The sequence below is a fragment of the Salmonella sp. A1325 genome, from assembly GCF_056991255.1.
Genome location: NZ_JAMLWO010000001.1, coordinates 397,276 through 415,700, shown reverse-complemented (window position 1 = coordinate 415,700; position 18,425 = coordinate 397,276). Strand labels below are relative to the sequence as shown.

At 53.0% G+C, this 18,425-nt stretch carries 17 protein-coding genes and 1 pseudogene; 6 read left to right on the top strand and 12 right to left on the bottom strand.

Going from position 1 to position 18,425, the window contains the following annotated elements; all coding sequences use genetic code 11:
• Positions 1-26: 26 nt before the first annotated feature.
• The 7 genes and pseudogenes from osmY to NAZ64_RS02125 all read right to left on the bottom strand — a co-directional run bounded on the left by osmY (position 27) and on the right by NAZ64_RS02125 (position 8,627).
• Positions 27-737 (bottom strand): osmoprotectant ABC transporter permease OsmY, encoded by a 711-nt coding sequence (gene osmY / locus NAZ64_RS02155; RefSeq protein ID WP_000557304.1) that lies wholly within the window; start codon positions 735-737, stop codon positions 27-29.
• Between the two features lie 304 nt (positions 738-1,041).
• Positions 1,042-1,656, bottom strand: a complete 615-nt coding sequence (dmsD, locus tag NAZ64_RS02150; protein WP_483640864.1) for a Tat proofreading chaperone DmsD — start codon at positions 1,654-1,656, stop codon at positions 1,042-1,044.
• A gap of 42 nt (positions 1,657-1,698) precedes the next feature.
• Positions 1,699-2,556 (bottom strand): dimethyl sulfoxide reductase anchor subunit family protein, encoded by an 858-nt coding sequence (locus NAZ64_RS02145; protein ID WP_000534698.1) that lies wholly within the window; start codon positions 2,554-2,556, stop codon positions 1,699-1,701.
• Between the two features lies 1 nt (position 2,557).
• Positions 2,558-3,175, bottom strand: a complete 618-nt coding sequence (gene dmsB / locus NAZ64_RS02140; protein WP_220569209.1) for a dimethylsulfoxide reductase iron-sulfur subunit DmsB — start codon at positions 3,173-3,175, stop codon at positions 2,558-2,560.
• 10 nt (positions 3,176-3,185) lie between these two features.
• Positions 3,186-5,621 carry a selenate/tellurate reductase subunit YnfF gene (ynfF, locus tag NAZ64_RS02135; RefSeq protein ID WP_052942660.1) on the bottom strand — a complete coding sequence of 812 codons (2,436 nt, stop codon included), beginning with the start codon at positions 5,619-5,621 and terminating at the stop codon, positions 3,186-3,188.
• A 101-nt stretch (positions 5,622-5,722) separates the two neighbouring features.
• Positions 5,723-8,162 (bottom strand): annotated as a pseudogene (ynfE, locus tag NAZ64_RS02130) (selenate/tellurate reductase subunit YnfE).
• Positions 8,163-8,318: 156 nt separating this feature from the next.
• On the bottom strand, positions 8,319-8,627 hold the full coding sequence (locus NAZ64_RS02125; RefSeq protein WP_000975516.1) for a DUF1161 domain-containing protein: 309 nt from the start codon (positions 8,625-8,627) through the stop codon (positions 8,319-8,321).
• 103 nt (positions 8,628-8,730) lie between these two features.
• Here NAZ64_RS02125 and NAZ64_RS02120 point away from each other — a divergent pair, with 103 nt between their 5' ends.
• On the top strand, positions 8,731-9,441 hold the full coding sequence (locus NAZ64_RS02120; RefSeq protein WP_023257812.1) for a YnfC family lipoprotein: 711 nt from the start codon (positions 8,731-8,733) through the stop codon (positions 9,439-9,441).
• 40 nt (positions 9,442-9,481) lie between these two features.
• Here the strand turns inward: NAZ64_RS02120 and speG are convergent, their stop codons facing one another.
• A complete protein-coding gene (speG, locus tag NAZ64_RS02115; RefSeq protein WP_000199997.1) occupies positions 9,482-10,042 on the bottom strand; it encodes a spermidine N1-acetyltransferase in 561 nt (186 codons plus the stop codon).
• A 35-nt stretch (positions 10,043-10,077) separates the two neighbouring features.
• A complete protein-coding gene (locus tag NAZ64_RS02110; protein ID WP_001066440.1) occupies positions 10,078-10,419 on the bottom strand; it encodes a DUF1283 family protein in 342 nt (113 codons plus the stop codon).
• Positions 10,420-10,570: 151 nt separating this feature from the next.
• On the opposite strand from NAZ64_RS02110, the gene NAZ64_RS02105 reads away from it, so the two are divergent.
• The 5 genes from NAZ64_RS02105 to NAZ64_RS02085 all read left to right on the top strand — a co-directional run bounded on the left by NAZ64_RS02105 (position 10,571) and on the right by NAZ64_RS02085 (position 16,306).
• On the top strand, positions 10,571-10,897 hold the full coding sequence (locus tag NAZ64_RS02105; protein WP_000921389.1) for a YnfA family protein: 327 nt from the start codon (positions 10,571-10,573) through the stop codon (positions 10,895-10,897).
• Positions 10,898-11,018: 121 nt separating this feature from the next.
• Entirely contained in the window at positions 11,019-12,233 is a 1,215-nt protein-coding gene (gene rspA, locus NAZ64_RS02100; protein ID WP_023202403.1) for a starvation-sensing protein RspA, read from the top strand.
• A gap of 10 nt (positions 12,234-12,243) precedes the next feature.
• Positions 12,244-13,263 (top strand): Zn-dependent oxidoreductase, encoded by a 1,020-nt coding sequence (locus NAZ64_RS02095; protein WP_000836487.1) that lies wholly within the window; start codon positions 12,244-12,246, stop codon positions 13,261-13,263.
• A 53-nt stretch (positions 13,264-13,316) separates the two neighbouring features.
• Entirely contained in the window at positions 13,317-14,696 is a 1,380-nt protein-coding gene (locus NAZ64_RS02090; protein WP_000192119.1) for an MFS transporter, read from the top strand.
• Between the two features lie 143 nt (positions 14,697-14,839).
• A complete protein-coding gene (locus NAZ64_RS02085; RefSeq protein ID WP_086811108.1) occupies positions 14,840-16,306 on the top strand; it encodes a mannitol dehydrogenase family protein in 1,467 nt (488 codons plus the stop codon).
• A gap of 66 nt (positions 16,307-16,372) precedes the next feature.
• Here the strand turns inward: NAZ64_RS02085 and ydfZ are convergent, their stop codons facing one another.
• The 3 genes from ydfZ to ydfG all read right to left on the bottom strand — a co-directional run bounded on the left by ydfZ (position 16,373) and on the right by ydfG (position 18,310).
• Positions 16,373-16,576, bottom strand: a complete 204-nt coding sequence (gene ydfZ, locus NAZ64_RS02080; RefSeq protein ID WP_000989267.1) for a putative selenium delivery protein YdfZ — start codon at positions 16,574-16,576, stop codon at positions 16,373-16,375.
• Between the two features lie 171 nt (positions 16,577-16,747).
• Positions 16,748-17,434, bottom strand: coding sequence for a GntR family transcriptional regulator (locus NAZ64_RS02075; RefSeq protein ID WP_000215563.1), 687 nt, complete (start codon positions 17,432-17,434; stop codon positions 16,748-16,750).
• A gap of 129 nt (positions 17,435-17,563) precedes the next feature.
• Entirely contained in the window at positions 17,564-18,310 is a 747-nt protein-coding gene (ydfG, locus tag NAZ64_RS02070; protein ID WP_000636564.1) for a bifunctional NADP-dependent 3-hydroxy acid dehydrogenase/3-hydroxypropionate dehydrogenase YdfG, read from the bottom strand.
• Positions 18,311-18,425: the final 115 nt, after the last annotated feature.

Below are 18,425 nucleotides of genomic sequence, written 5' to 3'. Positions count from 1 at the left end.
AACGCTCCTTATTGTTATTTATGCGTTCAGACGGTATGAGGGCTAAGGCGTCGCCCAAACCAGGCAAGCAGAGTGTCAAGAATCAGCGCGAATAACGCCGTGGCCGTTGCGCCGAGAATCAACGTCGGAAAATCGTTGAGATAAATTCCCGGGAAAATCAGCTCGCCGTAGCTGCTGGCGCCGATCAGAAAGGCCAGCGGCGCGGTGCCGACATTGATGGCGGTCGCGATGCGAATACCGGACAGCATCACTGGCCACGCATTAGGTAGCTCTACCTGACGAAGCCGCTGCCATTTTGTCATCCCAATCCCGTTCGCCGCTTCAATCAGTGAGGCGGGAACGGAACAGAGGCCCGCATAGGTATTGCGGACGATAGGCAGAAGAGAAGCCAGAAATAGCGCGACAATGGCGGGCGTATCGCCGATCCCGATAATCACCATCGCTAAGGCCAGGACGGCCAGTGGCGGCAAGGTATTACCAACATTAAAGATTTGCATGACATATTCAGCAAATCCTTTTGCCGCAGGACGGCTGAGTAAAATCCCACTCGGGATACCGACCAGTAAAGCAAAAAACATGGACGTAAAGACCAGCATCAAATGCCGTTGTCCGAGATACAGCAGATCGACCTGACGCGCTTTCAGCGTCTCCAGACCGATTCCCCAGATAAACAGCGCCAGTAACAGCAAAATGACGATAGTGAACCCAAGTACGCGTTTTAGGGTGAGGGTGTGCATTGCGGTGTGTCTCCCTGTTTGCATGTGTTATGGCGACGTTAAGAGTCGCGTGTTGTTATGCCATGTTCCGGCAGGGTGCTTTGAGCTATAGCAACAGGTCGGGAAGGATTCCAGCGAAGCGTGATGTTTAACACTATTAAACATCTATTAACAATTATGCTTTGCCCTTATGCGGCTTAGGGTGAACATTCACGATAAAGAATTATCTTAAAAATAGAAGCGTGGTGTGACGTTGTCACTTTTTGTGGATAAAAATAGGCCGCAATGGGAGAAAAGGCAGGTAAAATCCTGCCTTTTGTGGGGATTAACGGAATAACGGTTTTACAGCGACGGGAATAATAAGTTGAGCTTGCCATTGCGCCAGCGTCAGACGCGCCAGTTGCCCCAACGCCTGATAAAACGGATGCCCGGCATGATCGATAAATACGTCCAGAAAGCGGGACGACCACGGAAACAGATGCCAGGCCAGGAGTTGTTCGCATTCATGATGACGGCCATTCTCGGCAAGCCAGGCCGCCAGCAGCAACAGCGACCCAAAATGATCTTCTGGCTCGTTTTGCTGCATTTCAAACTGAATTCCGTTTTCGCGCATCCACTGACGTAGCGCCAGCGTAGAATCGCCAAATAATACGCTCTCACGATCCAGCCAGACGGAACCCCACGGCGGAGACGGCAGAGCGTAAGGGCCGATAAACAGACGCTGCCAGGCCTGTGGCAACGACTCTTCGCTATGGGTCTTAAACATAGCCGCCACAGGCGCAAGCGCCTCGGCATCAAGCGGCCACTGCGCCTGCCAGTCGTCGGTTAATAGCGCCTGAACCAGAGGAGCGGTTTCGTGGCTTTCCGGCGAATAATAAAACAACGCGCCAAGAACACGCGCCGTTACTGCAAAATCATCACATTGTAAAAAAGTGGTCATTCAAACAATCCCGAAAGGTGCGGGTCGCCCCGCACGCATAAATTAACCTGCGACGGCCATACCTACGGTCATATGCAGGCCATAAAAAAGTCCGCGGCCAATAATTTCGCCTGCCAGCACCAGCACGACACCGAGCAGCAAACCAACGGTATGCGGTTCGCGGCGACGGATTAGTGGACATAGCCAGCAGCCTAATCCGGCAGCAAGCAAGACAATGCGCCAGACCTGTAGCATACCGTAATCCGGTGCGAGATGGCTGGCCTGTTGCACGGAACTGTGAATGGTTGACAGAGACAGCCCTTGTAGTACGATGACCGCCACGCACACCACCAACGCCAGGCCGCTAATACTGGCAAACGTCACGCTGCAAAATGGGACGCGCGCGATGCGTAGCAGTAGCGCCGCAAACACCGGGCCGCACAGGAATGCCGTGAGGAAAAAGGCCAGCGTGGTGTAGCCATTATACCAGGTTGGCACGGTATCTATCTGATAAACGAGCGTCATTGCCCAGATGAATGCAACGCCGAGCGCCATACTGACCAGCAGCCACACTTTACCCAGCGCCGGGGGCATTTTACCGAGTACCGCCACCAGCCACCAGATGCCGCCTACGGCAAAGAACACCGATCCTGCGGCGATTTCATTACTCAGTGCGGAAGCGCCTACGCGGTTAAGCGAGTTAAACGCGCGCATCGGCGAGCCGAGATGCATAATCGACGCGAGGAATCCCAGTCCCATCACCAGCCACAGAAAAAACATGCTGCGCACGATGCGCTGACGGGCGATGGTATCGTCTTTTGCCGTCAGCCAGCCCAGTCCGCTAACGATTAACGCGCCGACCACGCACTGACCAAAGACCGTGAAGATCATCAACGGCCATTCATGCCATCCACTTCCCATCTTATACCTCCTTCGGATTGGCCAGATAACCGGTGGTGTCCCCGGTCGGGCGGCTGTTGGCGTTGGGTTTAATCACAATATTCGGCTTCGTGAAATGCGCGCGCGGCAGCGGCGCGACGGCAGCCAGCTCACCGTGTTTTTTACGCAGCTCGTCTATCGGGCCGAAATCCATCGCCCGTAACGGGCAGGATTCCACGCAGATAGGCTTTTTGCCGTCGGCGACGCGATCATGACAGCCATCGCACTTAGTCATATGACCTTTGGCGGCGTTGTACTGCGGCGCTCCGTACGGGCAGGCCATGTGGCAGTAGCGGCAGCCGATACAGACCTCTTCATTCACCACCACAAAACCGTCATCGCGCTTGTGCATCGCGCCGCTCGGGCAGACTTTGGTACAGGCCGGGTCTTCGCAGTGGTTACAGGAGATGGAGAGATAGTAGGCAAAGACGTTCTGGTGCCAGACGCCGTTATCTTCCTGCCAGTCGCCACCTGCGTATTCATATATCCGCCGGAAACTGACGTCGGGAGTGAGATCTTTGTAGTCCTTGCAGGCCAGTTCGCAGGTTTTGCAACCGGTGCAACGACTGGAATCAATAAAAAATCCATACTGGGTTGTCATCGGTTACTCCTTACGCCTTTTCAACCTGAACAAGATTACTGTGTGACGGATTACCTTTCGCCAGTGGGGAAGGCCGGTGCGACGTCAGAATGTTAATGGAGCCGCCGCGATCGACTTTGTCGCCAAACATGTCGGCATTTAACCAGGCGCCCTGGCCGATAGCGGTGACGCCAGGCAATATGCGCGGCGTGACTTTTGCCGGAATGAGCATCTGTCCGTTCTGGTTAAAGACCCGCACGGTGTCGCCGTGCTGAATGCCGCGCGCTTGCGCATCAATCGGGTTGATCCAGATCTCCTGCGGACACGCCTGTTGCAGGACGTCGATATTGCCGTAGCTGGAGTGGGTACGCGCTTTATAGTGGAAGCCGGTTAGCTGTAGCGGGTAGCGCTGACGAAGCGGATCGTCCCAACCGTCAAAGCCTGGCGTATAGGCGGGTAAAGGATGGATAATCTCATCTTTCTTCAGCTCCCACGTGTTGGCGAGGGTTGCCAGACGCTCGGAATAGATTTCGATTTTACCGGACGGCGTTTTCAGTGGGTTGGCGGCAGGGTCTTCGCGGAAGGCGCGGAAAGCGACGTAGTGCTCCTCCGGGCATTTTTTCTTGAAAATCCCTGTCTGTTTCATCTCTTCGTAATCCGGCATTTCCGGGTTACGCGCTTTGGTTTTTGCGTGCAGGTATTTGACCCACTCATGCTGCGTGCGGCCTTCTGTGAAGGTCTGGTATACGTCCGGACCAAGCCGTTTAGCCACTTCACTGAGCGTCCAGTAAATGGGCTTTCTTTCAAATTTCGGCGAGGTGGCGGGCTGACCAAGAATGACATAGCCCATATTGCCTGCGGATTCGTGGGAAATCAGATCTTCCTGCTCGGTCGGCATTAAATCAGGCAGCAGAATGTCGCAATATTTTGCCGACGCGGTCATAAAGTGCTCGATGCCGACGATCATTTCACATTTACTGTCGTCCTGAAGCACCTCGTGGGTGTGGGCGATATCGCCATGCTGATTGATCAGCGTATTACTGGCGTAGCACCACAAAAATTTGATCGGCACGTCGAGCTTGTCTTTTCCCCGCACGCCGTCGCGTGTGGCGGTCATTTCCGCGCCATGATCGATAGCGTCGGTCCAGGTAAAGACCGAAATCTGGGTTTTTACCGGGTTCTCCAGCATAGAAAACCATTCGACGCCCAGATCCCAGGTGCCTTCGCGCACGCCGGAATTACCGCCATTTATGCCGACGTTACCGGTGAGTACAGACAACATGGCGATTGCGCGTGCGGTCTGCTCCCCGTTAGAGTGGCGTTGCGGTCCCCAGCCCTGGCAAATGTAAGCCGGTTTCGCCGAGCCGATTTCCCGCGCCAGTTGAATGATTTTTTCCGCCGGAATACTGGTAATCTGCGCGGCCCATTGCGGCGTTTTGGCGATACCGTCGTCGCCCTGACCCAAAATATAGGCTTTATAGTGCGCGTTACGCGGGGCCGAGGCGGGCAGAGTGGTTTCGTCGTAGCCGATGCAGTATTTATCCAGAAACGGTTTATCAATAAGATCTTCGGTAATCAGCACCCAGGCGATTGCCGCCGCCAGCGCGCCATCGGTACCAGGGCGAATCGGCAGCCACTCGTCTTCGCGGCCGGCGGCAGTGTCGTTATAACGCGGGTCAATCACGATCATCCGGGCGTTGGAGCGTTCGCGCGCCTGTTCGACATAGTATGTCACGCCGCCGCCGCTCATACGTGTTTCCGCGGGGTTATTGCCAAACATCACCACCAGTTTTGTATTGGCGATATCATCCGGACTGTTGCCGTCGTTGCCGCCGAACATATAGCTCATGGCCGCGCTGATTTGGGCGGTGCTGTAGCTACCGTAACGGCTGAGATAGCCGCCGCAGGCGTTCATCAGGCGATACGGTACGTTAGAATTGGTGATATTGCCGCCGTCCACGCCGGTACCGTAAAGCACATGTACCGCTTCGTTACCGTAGTCCTTGAGGATACGTTTCAGGTTATCGCCGATGGTATCCAACGCTTCATCCCAACTGATACGTTCGAATTTGCCTTCTCCACGTTTACCAACGCGTTTCATCGGATATTTCAGGCGATCTGGATGATTCATCCGACGACGAATAGAGCGACCTCGCAGGCAGGCGCGTACCTGATGGTTGCCATATTCATCATTGCCCGTGGTATCTGATTCAACCCAATATACGGTGTCATCTTTTACGTGCAGGCGCAGCAGGCAGCGGCTGCCGCAGTTAACGGTACATGAACTCCAGACCGCTTTTTCTGCCACATTGCCAGATGCGAGGTCTGCTGCGGCGTGGGCGATGCGGGAGAACGGAAGGGTGAAAGCGCTACTGGCAAGCGCAAGGCTACCGATAGCGGAGGTCTTCACCAGGCTTCGTCGGCTGATACTGGCCGCCATTAATGCCTCAGGGTTGGTGATTTTCATAACAGCTCACTATGCTCATCCAAAAAAAAAGAGTTTTAAATGTTGTTGTGTTCGCAAAACGGGGAGCTCCGGGCGCGTAAAAACGTCCCGGAGCAGGCGGCTTAGATTTTTTCGATTTCCACCAGATTTGTATGTTGAGGATTCCCTTTTGCCAGGGGGGAAGGACGCAGCGTCGTGAGCGTATTGATGCAGGCGCCGTGATCAATTTTATCGCCAGCCATATCCGCATTATGCCATGCGCCCTGACCCATCGCGCTGACGCCCGGCAGAATACGCGGCGTGACTTTGGCGGGTAGACGCACCTCTCCACGATCGTTAAAGACGCGAACCTTATCGCCATTCGCGATACCGCGTTTTTGCGCATCGAGCGGATTTATCCACACCTCCTGGCGACAGGCGGCCTGCAGAACATCAATATTGCCGTAGCTTGAATGGGTACGGGATTTATAGTGAAAGCCAAACAGCTGTAGCGGGAAGGTGCTCCGCTTCGGATCGTCCCATCCTTCAAAAGTAGGGGTATAAATCGGCAGTGGGCTTATCACGTCGCCTTCCGCCAGCTCCCAGGTACTGGCGATGTGAGCGAGTTTGCTTGAGTAGATTTCGATTTTACCGGACGGCGTTTTTAACGGATTGGCCTGCGGATCTTCACGAAATTTTTTATAGGCGACAAAATGGCCGTTGGGATCTTTGCGTTTATAGATGCCCATTTTTTTCAGCTCGTCATACGCGGGCAATGCCGGATCTCTTGCCTGCATTTTGGCGTACAGATATTGCAGCCATTGCGCCTGGGTACGGCCTTCGGTAAACCGCTGATACACATCGTCGCCGAGGCGTCTGGCGATTTCGCTGAGTACCCAGTAGATGGGCTTGCGCTCGAACTTAGGCGTCGTCGCCGGTTGGATAAAAATCAGATATCCCATATTGCCAGCGTAATCATTGGGGATGATATCTTCCTGTTCGACGGTCATGAGATCCGGCAGTAAAATATCGGCGTACTTCGCGGAAGAGGTCATAAAGTTGTCGATGACCACAATCATTTCGCATTTCGCTTCATCCTGAAGAATTTCATGGGTTTTATTAATATCCGAATGCTGATTAATCAGGGTGTTGCCAGCGTAGTTCCATAGAAATTTGATCGGAACATCCAGCTTATCTTTGCCGCGTACGCCGTCGCGCAGGGCGGTCATTTCCGGGCCGCGCGCAATGGCGTCCGTCCAGCTAAAGCAGGAGATGGCGGTTTTAACGGGATTCTCCAGGACCGGCAGACGTTCAATGGTAATGGTGTAAGTGGATTCGCGTGCGCCGCTATTACCGCCATGAATGCCGACGTTGCCGGTCAGAATCGGTAACATGGCGATGGCGCGAGCGGTTTGTTCGCCGTTCGCCTGACGCTGCGGGCCCCAACCCTGACAGATGTAGGCCGGCTTGACGCTGCCTATCTCGCGCGCCAGTTTGATAATCCGATCGGCGGGGATGCCGGTAATATGCGATGCCCACTGCGGCGTTTTGGCGATACCGTCCTCGCCCTGGCCCAAAATATAAGCCTTATAATGGCCATTGGGGGGGCGCGTCAGCCGGAAGGGTCTTTTCATCGTAGCCGATGCAATAGTTGTCGAGAAAAGGCTGGTCAACGAGATTTTCGTTAATCAATACCCAGGCTATTCCCGCCACCAGCGCGGCGTCGGTGCCGGGGCGAATCGGTATCCACTCGTCTTCACGTCCGGCAGCGGTATCGGTATAGCGCGGATCTATCACGATCATGCGCGCATTTGAGCGTTCACGCGCTTGCTCCAGAAACCAGGTAATGCCGCCGCCGCTCATGCGTGTTTCAGCCGGATTATTGCCGAACATGACCACCAGTTTACTGTTTTCGATATCAGACGTGCTGTTGCCGTCGTTGGAGCCATAGGTGTAGGGCATGGCGCAAGAAATTTGCGCGGTACTGTATGAGCCGTATTGATTCAACGAACCGCCGTAGCAGTTCATCAAACGCTTCACCGGCGAGGCGGCAGGCGACGAGCGGGTTATGTTGCCGCCTACGATGCCGGATGAATAGTGGATATAGACGGCTTCATTGCCGTAGGTCTCTACGGTCTTTTTCAGGCTGGCGCTAATGGTGTCCAGCGCTTCCTGCCAGCTAATGCGTTCAAATTTGCCTTCGCCGCGGCGGCCAACGCGTTTCATGGGATAGTTAAGGCGATCCGGATGGTTAATGCGCCGACGGATTGAACGGCCCCGCAGACAGGCGCGAACCTGATGATTGCCGTAGACATCGTCGCCAGTGTTATCAGTTTCAACCCACCAGACTTCATTATCTTTTACATGCAGACGCAGGGCGCAGCGACTGCCGCAGTTGACCGAACAGGCGCCCCAGACGATTTTATCTTCTTCGTTGCGCATGGCCTGCTGCACCGCCGCGGCCGCGGTACGCATCCCAAACGGTAAAGATACGCCTCCGGCAGCCAGCGCCAGTGAGCCAAGCGCCGCTGATTTCACTAACGTCCTGCGGCTAACGCCTGTTTGTTGCTTTTCTCCGGGCATCACTCACTCCATTGTCGTTATTATTTCGCTATATATTTATGACTATAACGAAATTATTAACATGCTAATGATGTAATGAGTTTACCCCTTTGGGAGTAAGGATTATTAATCCATGTCAAAGAGCGTTACCCTCCGGACCCGGAGGGCAGGAGGAGGTTATTGCGGTTCGGCGGATGAACCGTCCTGAGCGGGAGAGGTATTGGCTGGCGCATTGCCGCTGCTGGTGCGGGTATAAAGAATTTTATGCGTGTCGTTCGCGCAATGGCCCACCACCTGTGAGTCCGGCTGATCGGCCTGGTCGTTAGGAACGATAGTGAGCGTAAAATTATCCGCCGGCACGCCGTTATTGATGATACGTTGTTCAATATCGCTTTTTACTCTCTCGCACGATCCCGGTGCCGCCATCACCAGCGAGGGGGCGCTGACTAACGCCAGAGCGGCTATTGCAGTTGCGATTTTCATCATGAACTCCTGTGATTAATGACGATGTTCTAAGCTTAGCATTTTTCGTGTAAATAACTGTATTTGCTAATATGATGATAAATATCTTTTCATCTTGGTGATACGTGTGAAGAAACCCCTTTTACTGACGTTATTGTGCATGATACTGGCAGGTTGTGATAACCCGAAATCCCTTGAGACTTTTACGCCGGAAATGGCCAGTTTTTCGAACGAATTTGATTTTGATCCATTACGTGGTCCGGTAAAGGATTTCAGCCAGACATTGATGAGTGAGAATGGCGAAGTGGCGAAGCAGGTCACCGGTACGCTTTCACAGGAAGGCTGTTTTGATACGCTTGAGTTACACGATCTGGAGAATAATACGGGGCTGGCGCTCGTGCTGGATGCCAATTATTACCGGGATGCTCAGACGCTGGAAAAAAAGGTGCAGTTACAGGGGAAGTGCCAGCTGGCGGCGTTGCCTTCGGCGGGCGTGACCTGGGAAACGGACGACAACGGTTTTGTGGTATCGGCGACGGGCAAAGAGATGAAAGTCGAGTATCGCTATGATAGCGAAGGTTATCCGCTAGGTAAGACAACCATAAACTCGCAGAATACGCTCTCTGTGACGGCAAAACCCTCCGCGGACCCGCGTAAAAAGCTGGATTACACGGCAGTCAGCCGGGTGGATGATCGACAGGTCGGCAACGTCACACAGAGCTGCGAATATGATGCGTACGCGAACCCTGTTGACTGCCGGCTTGTTATCGTCGATGAGAGCGTTAAGCCGGCAGTATCCCACCATTACACCATTAAAAATCGTATCGATTACTACTAAACCGGGCGCGGTGCGATTCTCCGTGACTACCGCGCCGCGTTTACTGCGCGGTGGGTTTCAGGAGCGTAGAACCGGACGTTTTATGTTCATCCAGATACTGCTGCTGGAAGATACACATGCGGATGGTGTTACGGTATTCGCCGTTAATGAAGAACTCATGAATCAGCTCGCCTTCTACTCTAAACCCGAGTTTACGGTAGATGTGAATCGCTTTTTCATTCTCTTTATCGACGATCAAATACAATTTATAGAGATTGAGTACGGTAAATCCGTAATCCATCGCCAGTTTGGCCGCGCGTGACGCCAGGCCTTTTCCCTGGTACTCCGGCGAAATAATAATCTGAAATTCCGCCCGCCGATGCACATGGTTAATTTCCACCAGTTCTACCAGCCCGGCGTTTTCACCGTCGCATTCGACGACAAAGCGCCGTTCGCTTTGGTCGTGGATGTGTTTGTCGTAGAGATCCGACAGTTCGACAAAAGCCTCATACGGCTCCTCAAACCAGTAACGCATAACGCTGGCATTATTATCAAGCTGGTGGACAAATCGTAAATCTTCACGCTCAAGCGGGCGCAGTCTGACCTTGTAGTCACTTGTCATACTGTATCCTTACACTTCCTTTTAGTTATCCTGCATCAGGGCGTAATAACGCGACCTGTACGACGATCCAGACACCGCAGCGTATTGGGTTCCCAATAGGCGTTGATGTTGGCGCTTTGCTCGCATTTATCGCGGTTATCAAAGGCGGCATCGGCTTTGTCCCACTCTTTTTCTGCGCGGGTATTCACTTTCTGACGCAGACTGCGAGTGTCGTTCCATTGTTCCTTTTCCATCGCCGCTTCCTGACGACTTTGTGCGCTATCTCCCGATTCAATCACCAGTTTACTGGTTTCAGCGAATGCGGAAGTAGTATATACAACGGCCGCCAACGTAAGCATTGCCGTCAGGCACAGGCGTTTGCTCAGCGTATTGTTCATCACAACATCCTTTCATTAGAGGGGAAAAGCGGTAAACCACCTGTAAATTCTACACCAATCCTTATGCCTGGCATATACACAAGAATGGCCGGATAACCGTAACGATATTCTGTTGTATTATCACTTATCATTTCGTAACCAAATGAATCTCATGCTAAAGACGACTCTGCTTTTCTTTGTCACCGCCCTCTGTGAAATCATTGGATGTTTTCTTCCCTGGCTATGGCTTAAGCGCGGCGCCAGCGTGTGGTGGCTTCTGCCCGCCGCCGCGTCACTTGCGTTATTCGTCTGGCTTTTGACCTTGCATCCGGCGGCGAGTGGGCGGGTTTATGCGGCTTACGGTGGGGTATATGTCTGTACTGCGCTCCTGTGGTTACGTGTTGTCGATGGCGTCCGGCTCACGGTTTATGACTGGTGCGGCGCGCTGATCGCGCTGTGTGGAATGCTGATTATCGTCGTCGGATGGGGACGTACGTAACATTGCCGCGCGACCAGAACATTTTGTGATCTGGCAGCGCTTTTTACATCAATATACTTGTATGGTAGTAGCTCAGTTGGGTAAATTTCCTGCATCCCATAATGCGATGTAAGGAATAAAAATGAAGATTGTAGGGGCTGAAGTTTTTGTTACGTGTCCAGGGCGTAACTTCGTCACCTTAAAGATAACCACGGAAGACGGGCTCACCGGTCTGGGGGATGCCACCCTGAACGGACGCGAGCTCCCGGTGGCCTCGTACCTTACCGATCACCTGTGCCCACAGCTCATCGGGCGGGATGCTCGCCGCATCGAAGATATCTGGCAGTTCTTCTACAAAGGCGCGTACTGGCGCCGTGGCCCTGTCACCATGTCCGCCATTTCCGCGGTTGATATGGCGCTATGGGATATTAAAGCCAAAGCCGCCAATATGCCGTTGTATCAGTTACTCGGCGGCGCTTCTCGTGAAGGCGTCATGGTGTATTGCCATACCACAGGTCACACCATCGACGATGTGCTGGAAGACTACGCGCGTCATAAAGAGCAAGGGTTCAAAGCAATCCGCGTGCAGTGCGGCGTTCCGGGGATGAAAACCACCTACGGCATGGCGAAAGGCAAGGGGCTGGCCTATGAGCCCGCGACAAAAGGCCAGTGGCCGGAAGAACAATTGTGGTCAACGGAAAAGTATCTCGATTTTACGCCAAAGCTGTTTGACGCCGTGCGTAATACGTTCGGGTTTAATGAACATCTTCTGCACGATATGCATCACCGACTGACGCCTATTGAGGCTGCCCGCTTTGGCAAATGTATTGAAGACTATCGTTTGTTCTGGATGGAAGACCCGACGCCGGCTGAAAATCAGGCGTGCTTCCGCCTCATCCGCCAGCATACGGTCACGCCGATTGCCGTAGGCGAAGTCTTTAACAGTATCTGGGATTGCAAACAGCTCATTGAAGAGCAATTGATTGACTATATCCGCACCACGCTTACCCATGCCGGTGGTATTACCGGGATGCGCCGCATTGCCGATTTTGCCTCGCTCTACCAGGTGCGTACCGGTTCGCATGGGCCGTCCGATCTGTCGCCGGTTTGTATGGCCGCTGCATTACATTTCGACCTGTGGGTGCCTAACTTTGGCGTGCAGGAGTTTATGGGCTACTCCGAACAGATGCTGGAGGTTTTCCCGCATAACTGGACGTTCGAGGGCGGCTATATGCATCCGGGCGACAAGCCAGGACTGGGCATTGAGTTCGATGAAAAACTGGCGGCGAAATATCCGTACGATCCAGCCTATTTGCCGGTGGCCCGCCTGGAAGACGGCACACTGTGGAACTGGTAAGGAGCGAAAAATGAAAAGCATCGTAATCGAAAAACCGAATACATTAACTATCGAAACGCGCGCGCTTCCGCAGCCTGCGCCGGGCGAAGTTCGCATTAAAGTGAAACTGGCGGGTATCTGCGGTTCCGACAGTCATATTTATCGGGGACATAATCCCTTTGCAAAATATCCCCGTGTCATAGGCCATGAATTTTTCGGTGTCATCGACGCGGTAGGCGACAACGTCAATCACGACCGGATAGGAGAACGGGTATCCGTCGATCCGGTGATCAGTTGCGGGCATTGTTACCCTTGTTCAGTTGGTAAACCCAATGTGTGTACCTCGCTGGTGGTGCTGGGCGTGCATCGTGACGGCGGTTTCAGCGAGTATGCGGTGGCGCCGGCCCGTAATGCTCATCGCATACCGGACAACATCGCAGATCATCATGCCGTCATGGTTGAGCCGTTTACCATTGCGGCAAATGTGACGGGGCAGGTGAATCCAACCGAGCAGGACGTGGCGCTTATCTATGGCGCAGGCCCGATGGGATTGACGACCGTACAGGCGCTGAAGGGGGTTTATCAGGTCAAAACGGTCATAGTCGTTGATCGCATTGAAGAGCGTTTAGCGATGGCGAAGCAGAGCGGCGCTGACTGGACCCTCAATAATGGTCAACATTCACTGGCGGAATTTCTACAGCAGAAGGCGCTAAAGCCGACCTTGATTGTCGATGCCGCCTGTCATCCCGCTATCCTGCAAGAGGCGATTACACTTGCATCGCCTGCGGCACGCATTGTCCTGATGGGATTTTCCAGTGACCCGTGTGAGATTGTACAGCAGGGTATTACCGGAAAAGAGCTGGCTATTTATTCATCGCGTCTTAATGCCAATAAATTCCCGGTCGTGATTGACTGGCTGAATAAAGGGCTTATTGATCCGGATAAGCTGATAACGCATACATTTGATTATCAACATGTCACCGACGCGATTGAGCTTTTCGAGAAAGACCAGCGTCAATGCTGCAAAGTCTTACTCACGTTTGCGAAATAATATAAATAATTGCGAGTAAGTGGTACGCATCTTACCTCTTAGAGATTGCCTATATGACACAAATAAAGCATGAACGATCGACTCAGGATTTAGTGCGCGCTGCCGTATCTGGCTGGTTAGGCACCGCGCTTGAATTTATGGATTTTCAGTTATATTCACTAGGCGCGGCTCTGGTCTTCCATGAGATATTTTTCCCGGAACAGTCTGCCGCGATGGCGCTTATTCTGGCAATGGGCACCTATGGTGCAGGTTATATAGCCAGAATTATCGGCGCCTTTGTTTTTGGTAAAATGGGCGACCGCATCGGACGAAAAAAAGTATTGTTTATTACCATCACCATGATGGGGATCTGCACCACGCTGATTGGCGTACTGCCGACGTATGCGCAAATCGGCATTTTTGCGCCAGTATTACTGGTGACATTGCGAATTATACAGGGGCTGGGCGCCGGGGCGGAAATTTCCGGCGCGGGTACCATGCTGGCCGAGTATGCGCCGAAAGGAAAGCGTGGCATCATTTCCTCGCTGGTTGCGATGGGCACCAACTGCGGTACGTTGAGCGCGACGGCGATCTGGGCGGTGATGTTCTTTGCGCTTGAACGCGAACAGCTGATCGCCTGGGGATGGCGTATTCCTTTCCTGGCGAGCGTCGTTGTCATGATATTCGCGATCTGGCTGCGAATGAATCTGAAAGAAAGTCCGGTATTCGAAAAAGTAAGTGAAGGCGAAAAATCGCCAGCGTTAACGTCTGCGTCAGAAAATACATTGGGCGCGATGTTTACCAGCAAATCTTTCTGGCTGGCCACCGGTTTACGTTTTGGACAAGCTGGGAATTCGGGGCTTATTCAAACCTTCCTTGCCGGATATTTAGTTCAGACGTTATTATTTAACAAATCTATCCCAACCGATGCGTTAATGATAAGTTCCGTAATTGGTTTTATCACTATCCCACTATTAGGGTGGTTGTCCGATAAATACGGTCGTCGGCTGCCGTATATAATATTGAATATCTCCGCGATTATTCTCGCCTGGCCGATGCTGTCTATTGTGGTAGATAAAACGTATAGCCCTGGCGTAATTATGGCGGCGCTCATTGTTATTCATAACTTTGCCGTGCTGGGATTATTTGCGCTGGAAAACATCACCATGGCGGAAATTTTCGGATCGCGTAATCGCTTCACCCGGATGGCGATTTCAAAAGAGGCAGGAGGCCTGGTGGCGGTTGGCTTTGGCCCTGTTCTTGCGGGGATCTTTTGTAACATGACCGATTCCTGGCTGCCCATCTTAATTATGCTGGTGCTCTACTCGTGTATTGGTCTGATTTCTGCGCTGTTGATGCCGGAGGTCAGAGATCGCGACCTGAGTTTGCCTGAGGATGCGGCGGAAGCGACAGCGGCAGAGAAGTTACGCCACTCCGCAACCCAGACAAGTTAAATCGTGTCGACGGTATGGCCGGAACGCTAATGCGGTTTCGGCCATGCTGCCCGGTCACTTTTGTTTAATTAGCGTAAATCCAAATGTACCAGGGCAGGCGTTACTCTGCGACTGTTCCGCTTTCAGAATATAGAGGTTATAAAATGCAAAACAGGCTTTTATCGGCAAAGGCGACGCTTCCTGATTACGATCGCGCGGCGCTGGTGGCGCGGATGGTCCATCTCGGTTTTGGCGCGTTTCATCGCGCGCATCAGGGGGTTTATACAGATATTCTGGCTGCGGAGCAGCATAGCGACTGGGGCTATTATGAGGTTAATCTTATTGGCGGCGAACAGCAGATTGCCGATCTAAAGCAGCAGGATAACCTCTATACCGTGGCGGAGATGTCGGCGGATGCCTGGACGGCGCGTGTGGTGGGCGTCGTCAAAGCGGCGTTGCATGTTCAGGTTGATGGTCTGGAACGTGTGCTGGCGGCGATGTGCGAACCGCAAATAGCGATTGTGTCTCTGACCATTACCGAGAAAGGGTATTGTCATTCGCCAGCCACGGGCCAACTTCTGCTGGAACATCCCATGATTGCCGCCGACCTGCAAAATCCGCATCAACCGCTAACGGCACCGGGTATTATTGTCGAAGCGTTAGCGCGTCGTAAAGCCGCAGGCTTACCGGCATTTACCGTGATGTCCTGCGACAACATGCCGGAAAATGGGCATGTGACGCGTCAGGTTGTGACGGCTTACGCCCGGGAGGTGGATGCGGAACTGGCGATATGGATCGAGCAAAACGTGACATTTCCGTCAACCATGGTTGATCGGATTGTCCCTGCGGTCACGCCGGAGACGCTGGATAAAATCGAACAACTGACCGGCGTGCGCGATCCGGCGGGCGTCGCCTGCGAACCGTTTCGTCAGTGGGTGATAGAAGATACGTTTGTGGCGGGGCGTCCGCAGTGGGAAAACGCGGGCGCGACGTTGGTCGCCGACGTGGTTCCGTTTGAAGAGATGAAACTGCGAATGCTTAACGGCAGTCATTCATTCCTGGCTTATCTGGGGTATCTTGCCGGCTATCAGCATATTAATGACTGCATGGCTGACGACAACTATCGTCTGACCGCGCAGGCGTTAATGTTACGCGAGCAGGCACCAACGCTGAAAGTCCAGGGGGTAGATTTACAGCGTTATGCCGATCAGTTGATTGCGCGTTACCGTAATCCGGCGCTGCGTCATCGTACCTGGCAGATTGCGATGGATGGTAGCCAGAAACTTCCGCAGCGTATGCTGGACTCCGTTCGCTGGCATCTTGCTAATCATAGCGATTTTGATTTGCTGGCGCTGGGCGTGGCGGGGTGGATGCGTTACGTTGGTGGCGTGGATGAACAGGGCAAGGCGATCGACATTAGCGATCCGCTATTGCCGGTTATTCAGCGCGCCGTGGCAAACAGTGAAGAAGGCGCCAGTCGTGTTAAGGCGCTGCTGGGAATGGCAGAAATTTTCGGCAACGATTTGCCGCAGGCGGCGCGGTTTACGCAAAAAGTGCAAGAAGCCTATGACAGTTTACTGACATATGGCGCGAAAGCGAGCGTGGCGAAATATGCCGAGCGATTGAAATAGCGCAACAGAGACCCGGTAGCATTATGCTACCGGGAAGGCCGGAGCGGTTCTTAGCGGCCAGTGGTATCAGTTCATGCCAAGACGGATCAGTTCGACCGGCGCGAATTTACCTTCACAACCTTCGACAATCACCGTTTTGCCGCGGCGAATTTGACCTGCATCCAGACCTTCGCTCTCAATGGCTTTGATAATCCCGGTATGACCCGTGCCGCTTATCATGACCCGGCTGCCGGTAGTGATTGCGTTACGGTTACGATCGTATGTCATCATGGTGTTTTCTCCTTTCAAACTTACTGCCAAAGCCCGCAGGTTTCCCCGCATGACGGGCGACATATAAATACGCTTATCGTTGCGGATTTTTTTTGTTTTTGATCAAGCTCACGGCTTTTTAGGCGGGAATGTGCAGGGTGAGAAGGCGTCTCACCCCGACGTTAAAGGGAGTTACTCTTCGCTAAACCAGCCGCTGTTTTCCTGACGGATAAGCTGAACGGATTCGCTAATTTCCTGCAAATGCTGGGTCATTGCGCTCTCAACCGCATTGCCGTCACGATTTTCCAGCGCGGAGAAAATATCATGGTGCTGGCGCAACAACATCTCCGGCGGAGAAACATGATCCAGACTCATATAGCGAACCCGGTCGATTGTCGCTTTGATATTTTCAATGGTATCCCACGCTAACTGGCAATCGGCGATCTGCGCCAGTTTTTGGTGGAAATCGTCATCAAGCTGGAAAAAATCATCAATCTGTTTGCGCTCGATGGCAATATGTTGCAGGTGCAGGTTTTGCGCCAGTTGATAGCACTGGTTGTCGGTGATCATCGCCGCCGCACGGCGGACCACCGCGCATTCGATCGCCTGCCGTACAAAACAGCCATTCTGTACCTGAGAAAGCGAAATCTTATTCACATAACTACCGCGCTGAGGGCGGATCTGAATCAACCCATTTTCCGCCAGCTTTATAAAAGCCTCGCGCACCGGTTGACGCGAAACGTTAAAACGGGTTGAGACCTCTTTTTCTGATAGCGGCGTGCCAGGCGGGATAAGACAATGCACGATATCACGCCGAAGAATACGGTAAATTTGCTGGTTGACAGGCTGTGTAGGGTTAAGCTGCGTTTCGACGGTCATTCATTCTTACTTTTTAGGCGGTTGACCCGGATACTCTACCACTTTTCCGTGGCGGTCTATACCGATCATGTTTCTGGTTGCAGATACGTTTGCCAGGGGTTACCCGGCCCGCAGACCGGGTATAACCTCTTAGCTACGGTGGACGCTGAGCCCTGCGAAAGATTGGGTAACAGGCATCATTTCAACGGTATTAATATTCACATGCGCGGGGAGTGTGGCCACCCACCATACCGCTTCGGTAATGTCTTCTGGCGTGAGCGCGGTGGTATTTTCGTAGGTTTTACCCGCTTTCTCATCGTCGCCTTTGAAACGGACGCTGGAAAACTCGGTACCGCCAACCAGACCCGGTTCAATGTCGGTCACGCGAACCGCCGTGCCGTGTAAATCCGTGCGCAAATTCAGGCTAAACTGGCGCACAAAGGCTTTCGTCGCGCCATAGACGTTGCCACCAGCATAAGGCCAACTGCCGGCGGTTGAACCGATGTTAATGATATGACCGCGATTACGTTCGACCATTCCTGGCAGCACGGCGCGGGTCATATAAATTAAGCCTTTATTATTAGTATCGATCATAGTTTCCCAGTCTTCTACGCTGGCCTTATGCGCCGGTTCAAGACCCAGCGCCAGACCGGCGTTATTGACCAGCACATCAATATCGCGCCACTGCGCAGGCAGAGAGGCCATCATCTCTTCGATGGCCGCGCGGTTGCGCACGTCCAGTTGGGCGGTCAATACGTTCTCGCCAAGCTCATCTTTTAACGCTTGCAGGCGTTCATGACGACGTCCCGTGGCAATGACTTTATGTCCATTCTCAACAAAACGGCGTGCAATACACTCGCCAAACCCTGCGGTTGCTCCAGTTACTAAAACGATCATCACACAGTTCCTCAACGCTTTTTGTGTTGTATTACCATAGCACGCGGCGTTTATGAAAGGGTAATCCTGGTTAACACGGTTGCGGTCAGCATAGGGGGAAGCTTACTCTTATGAT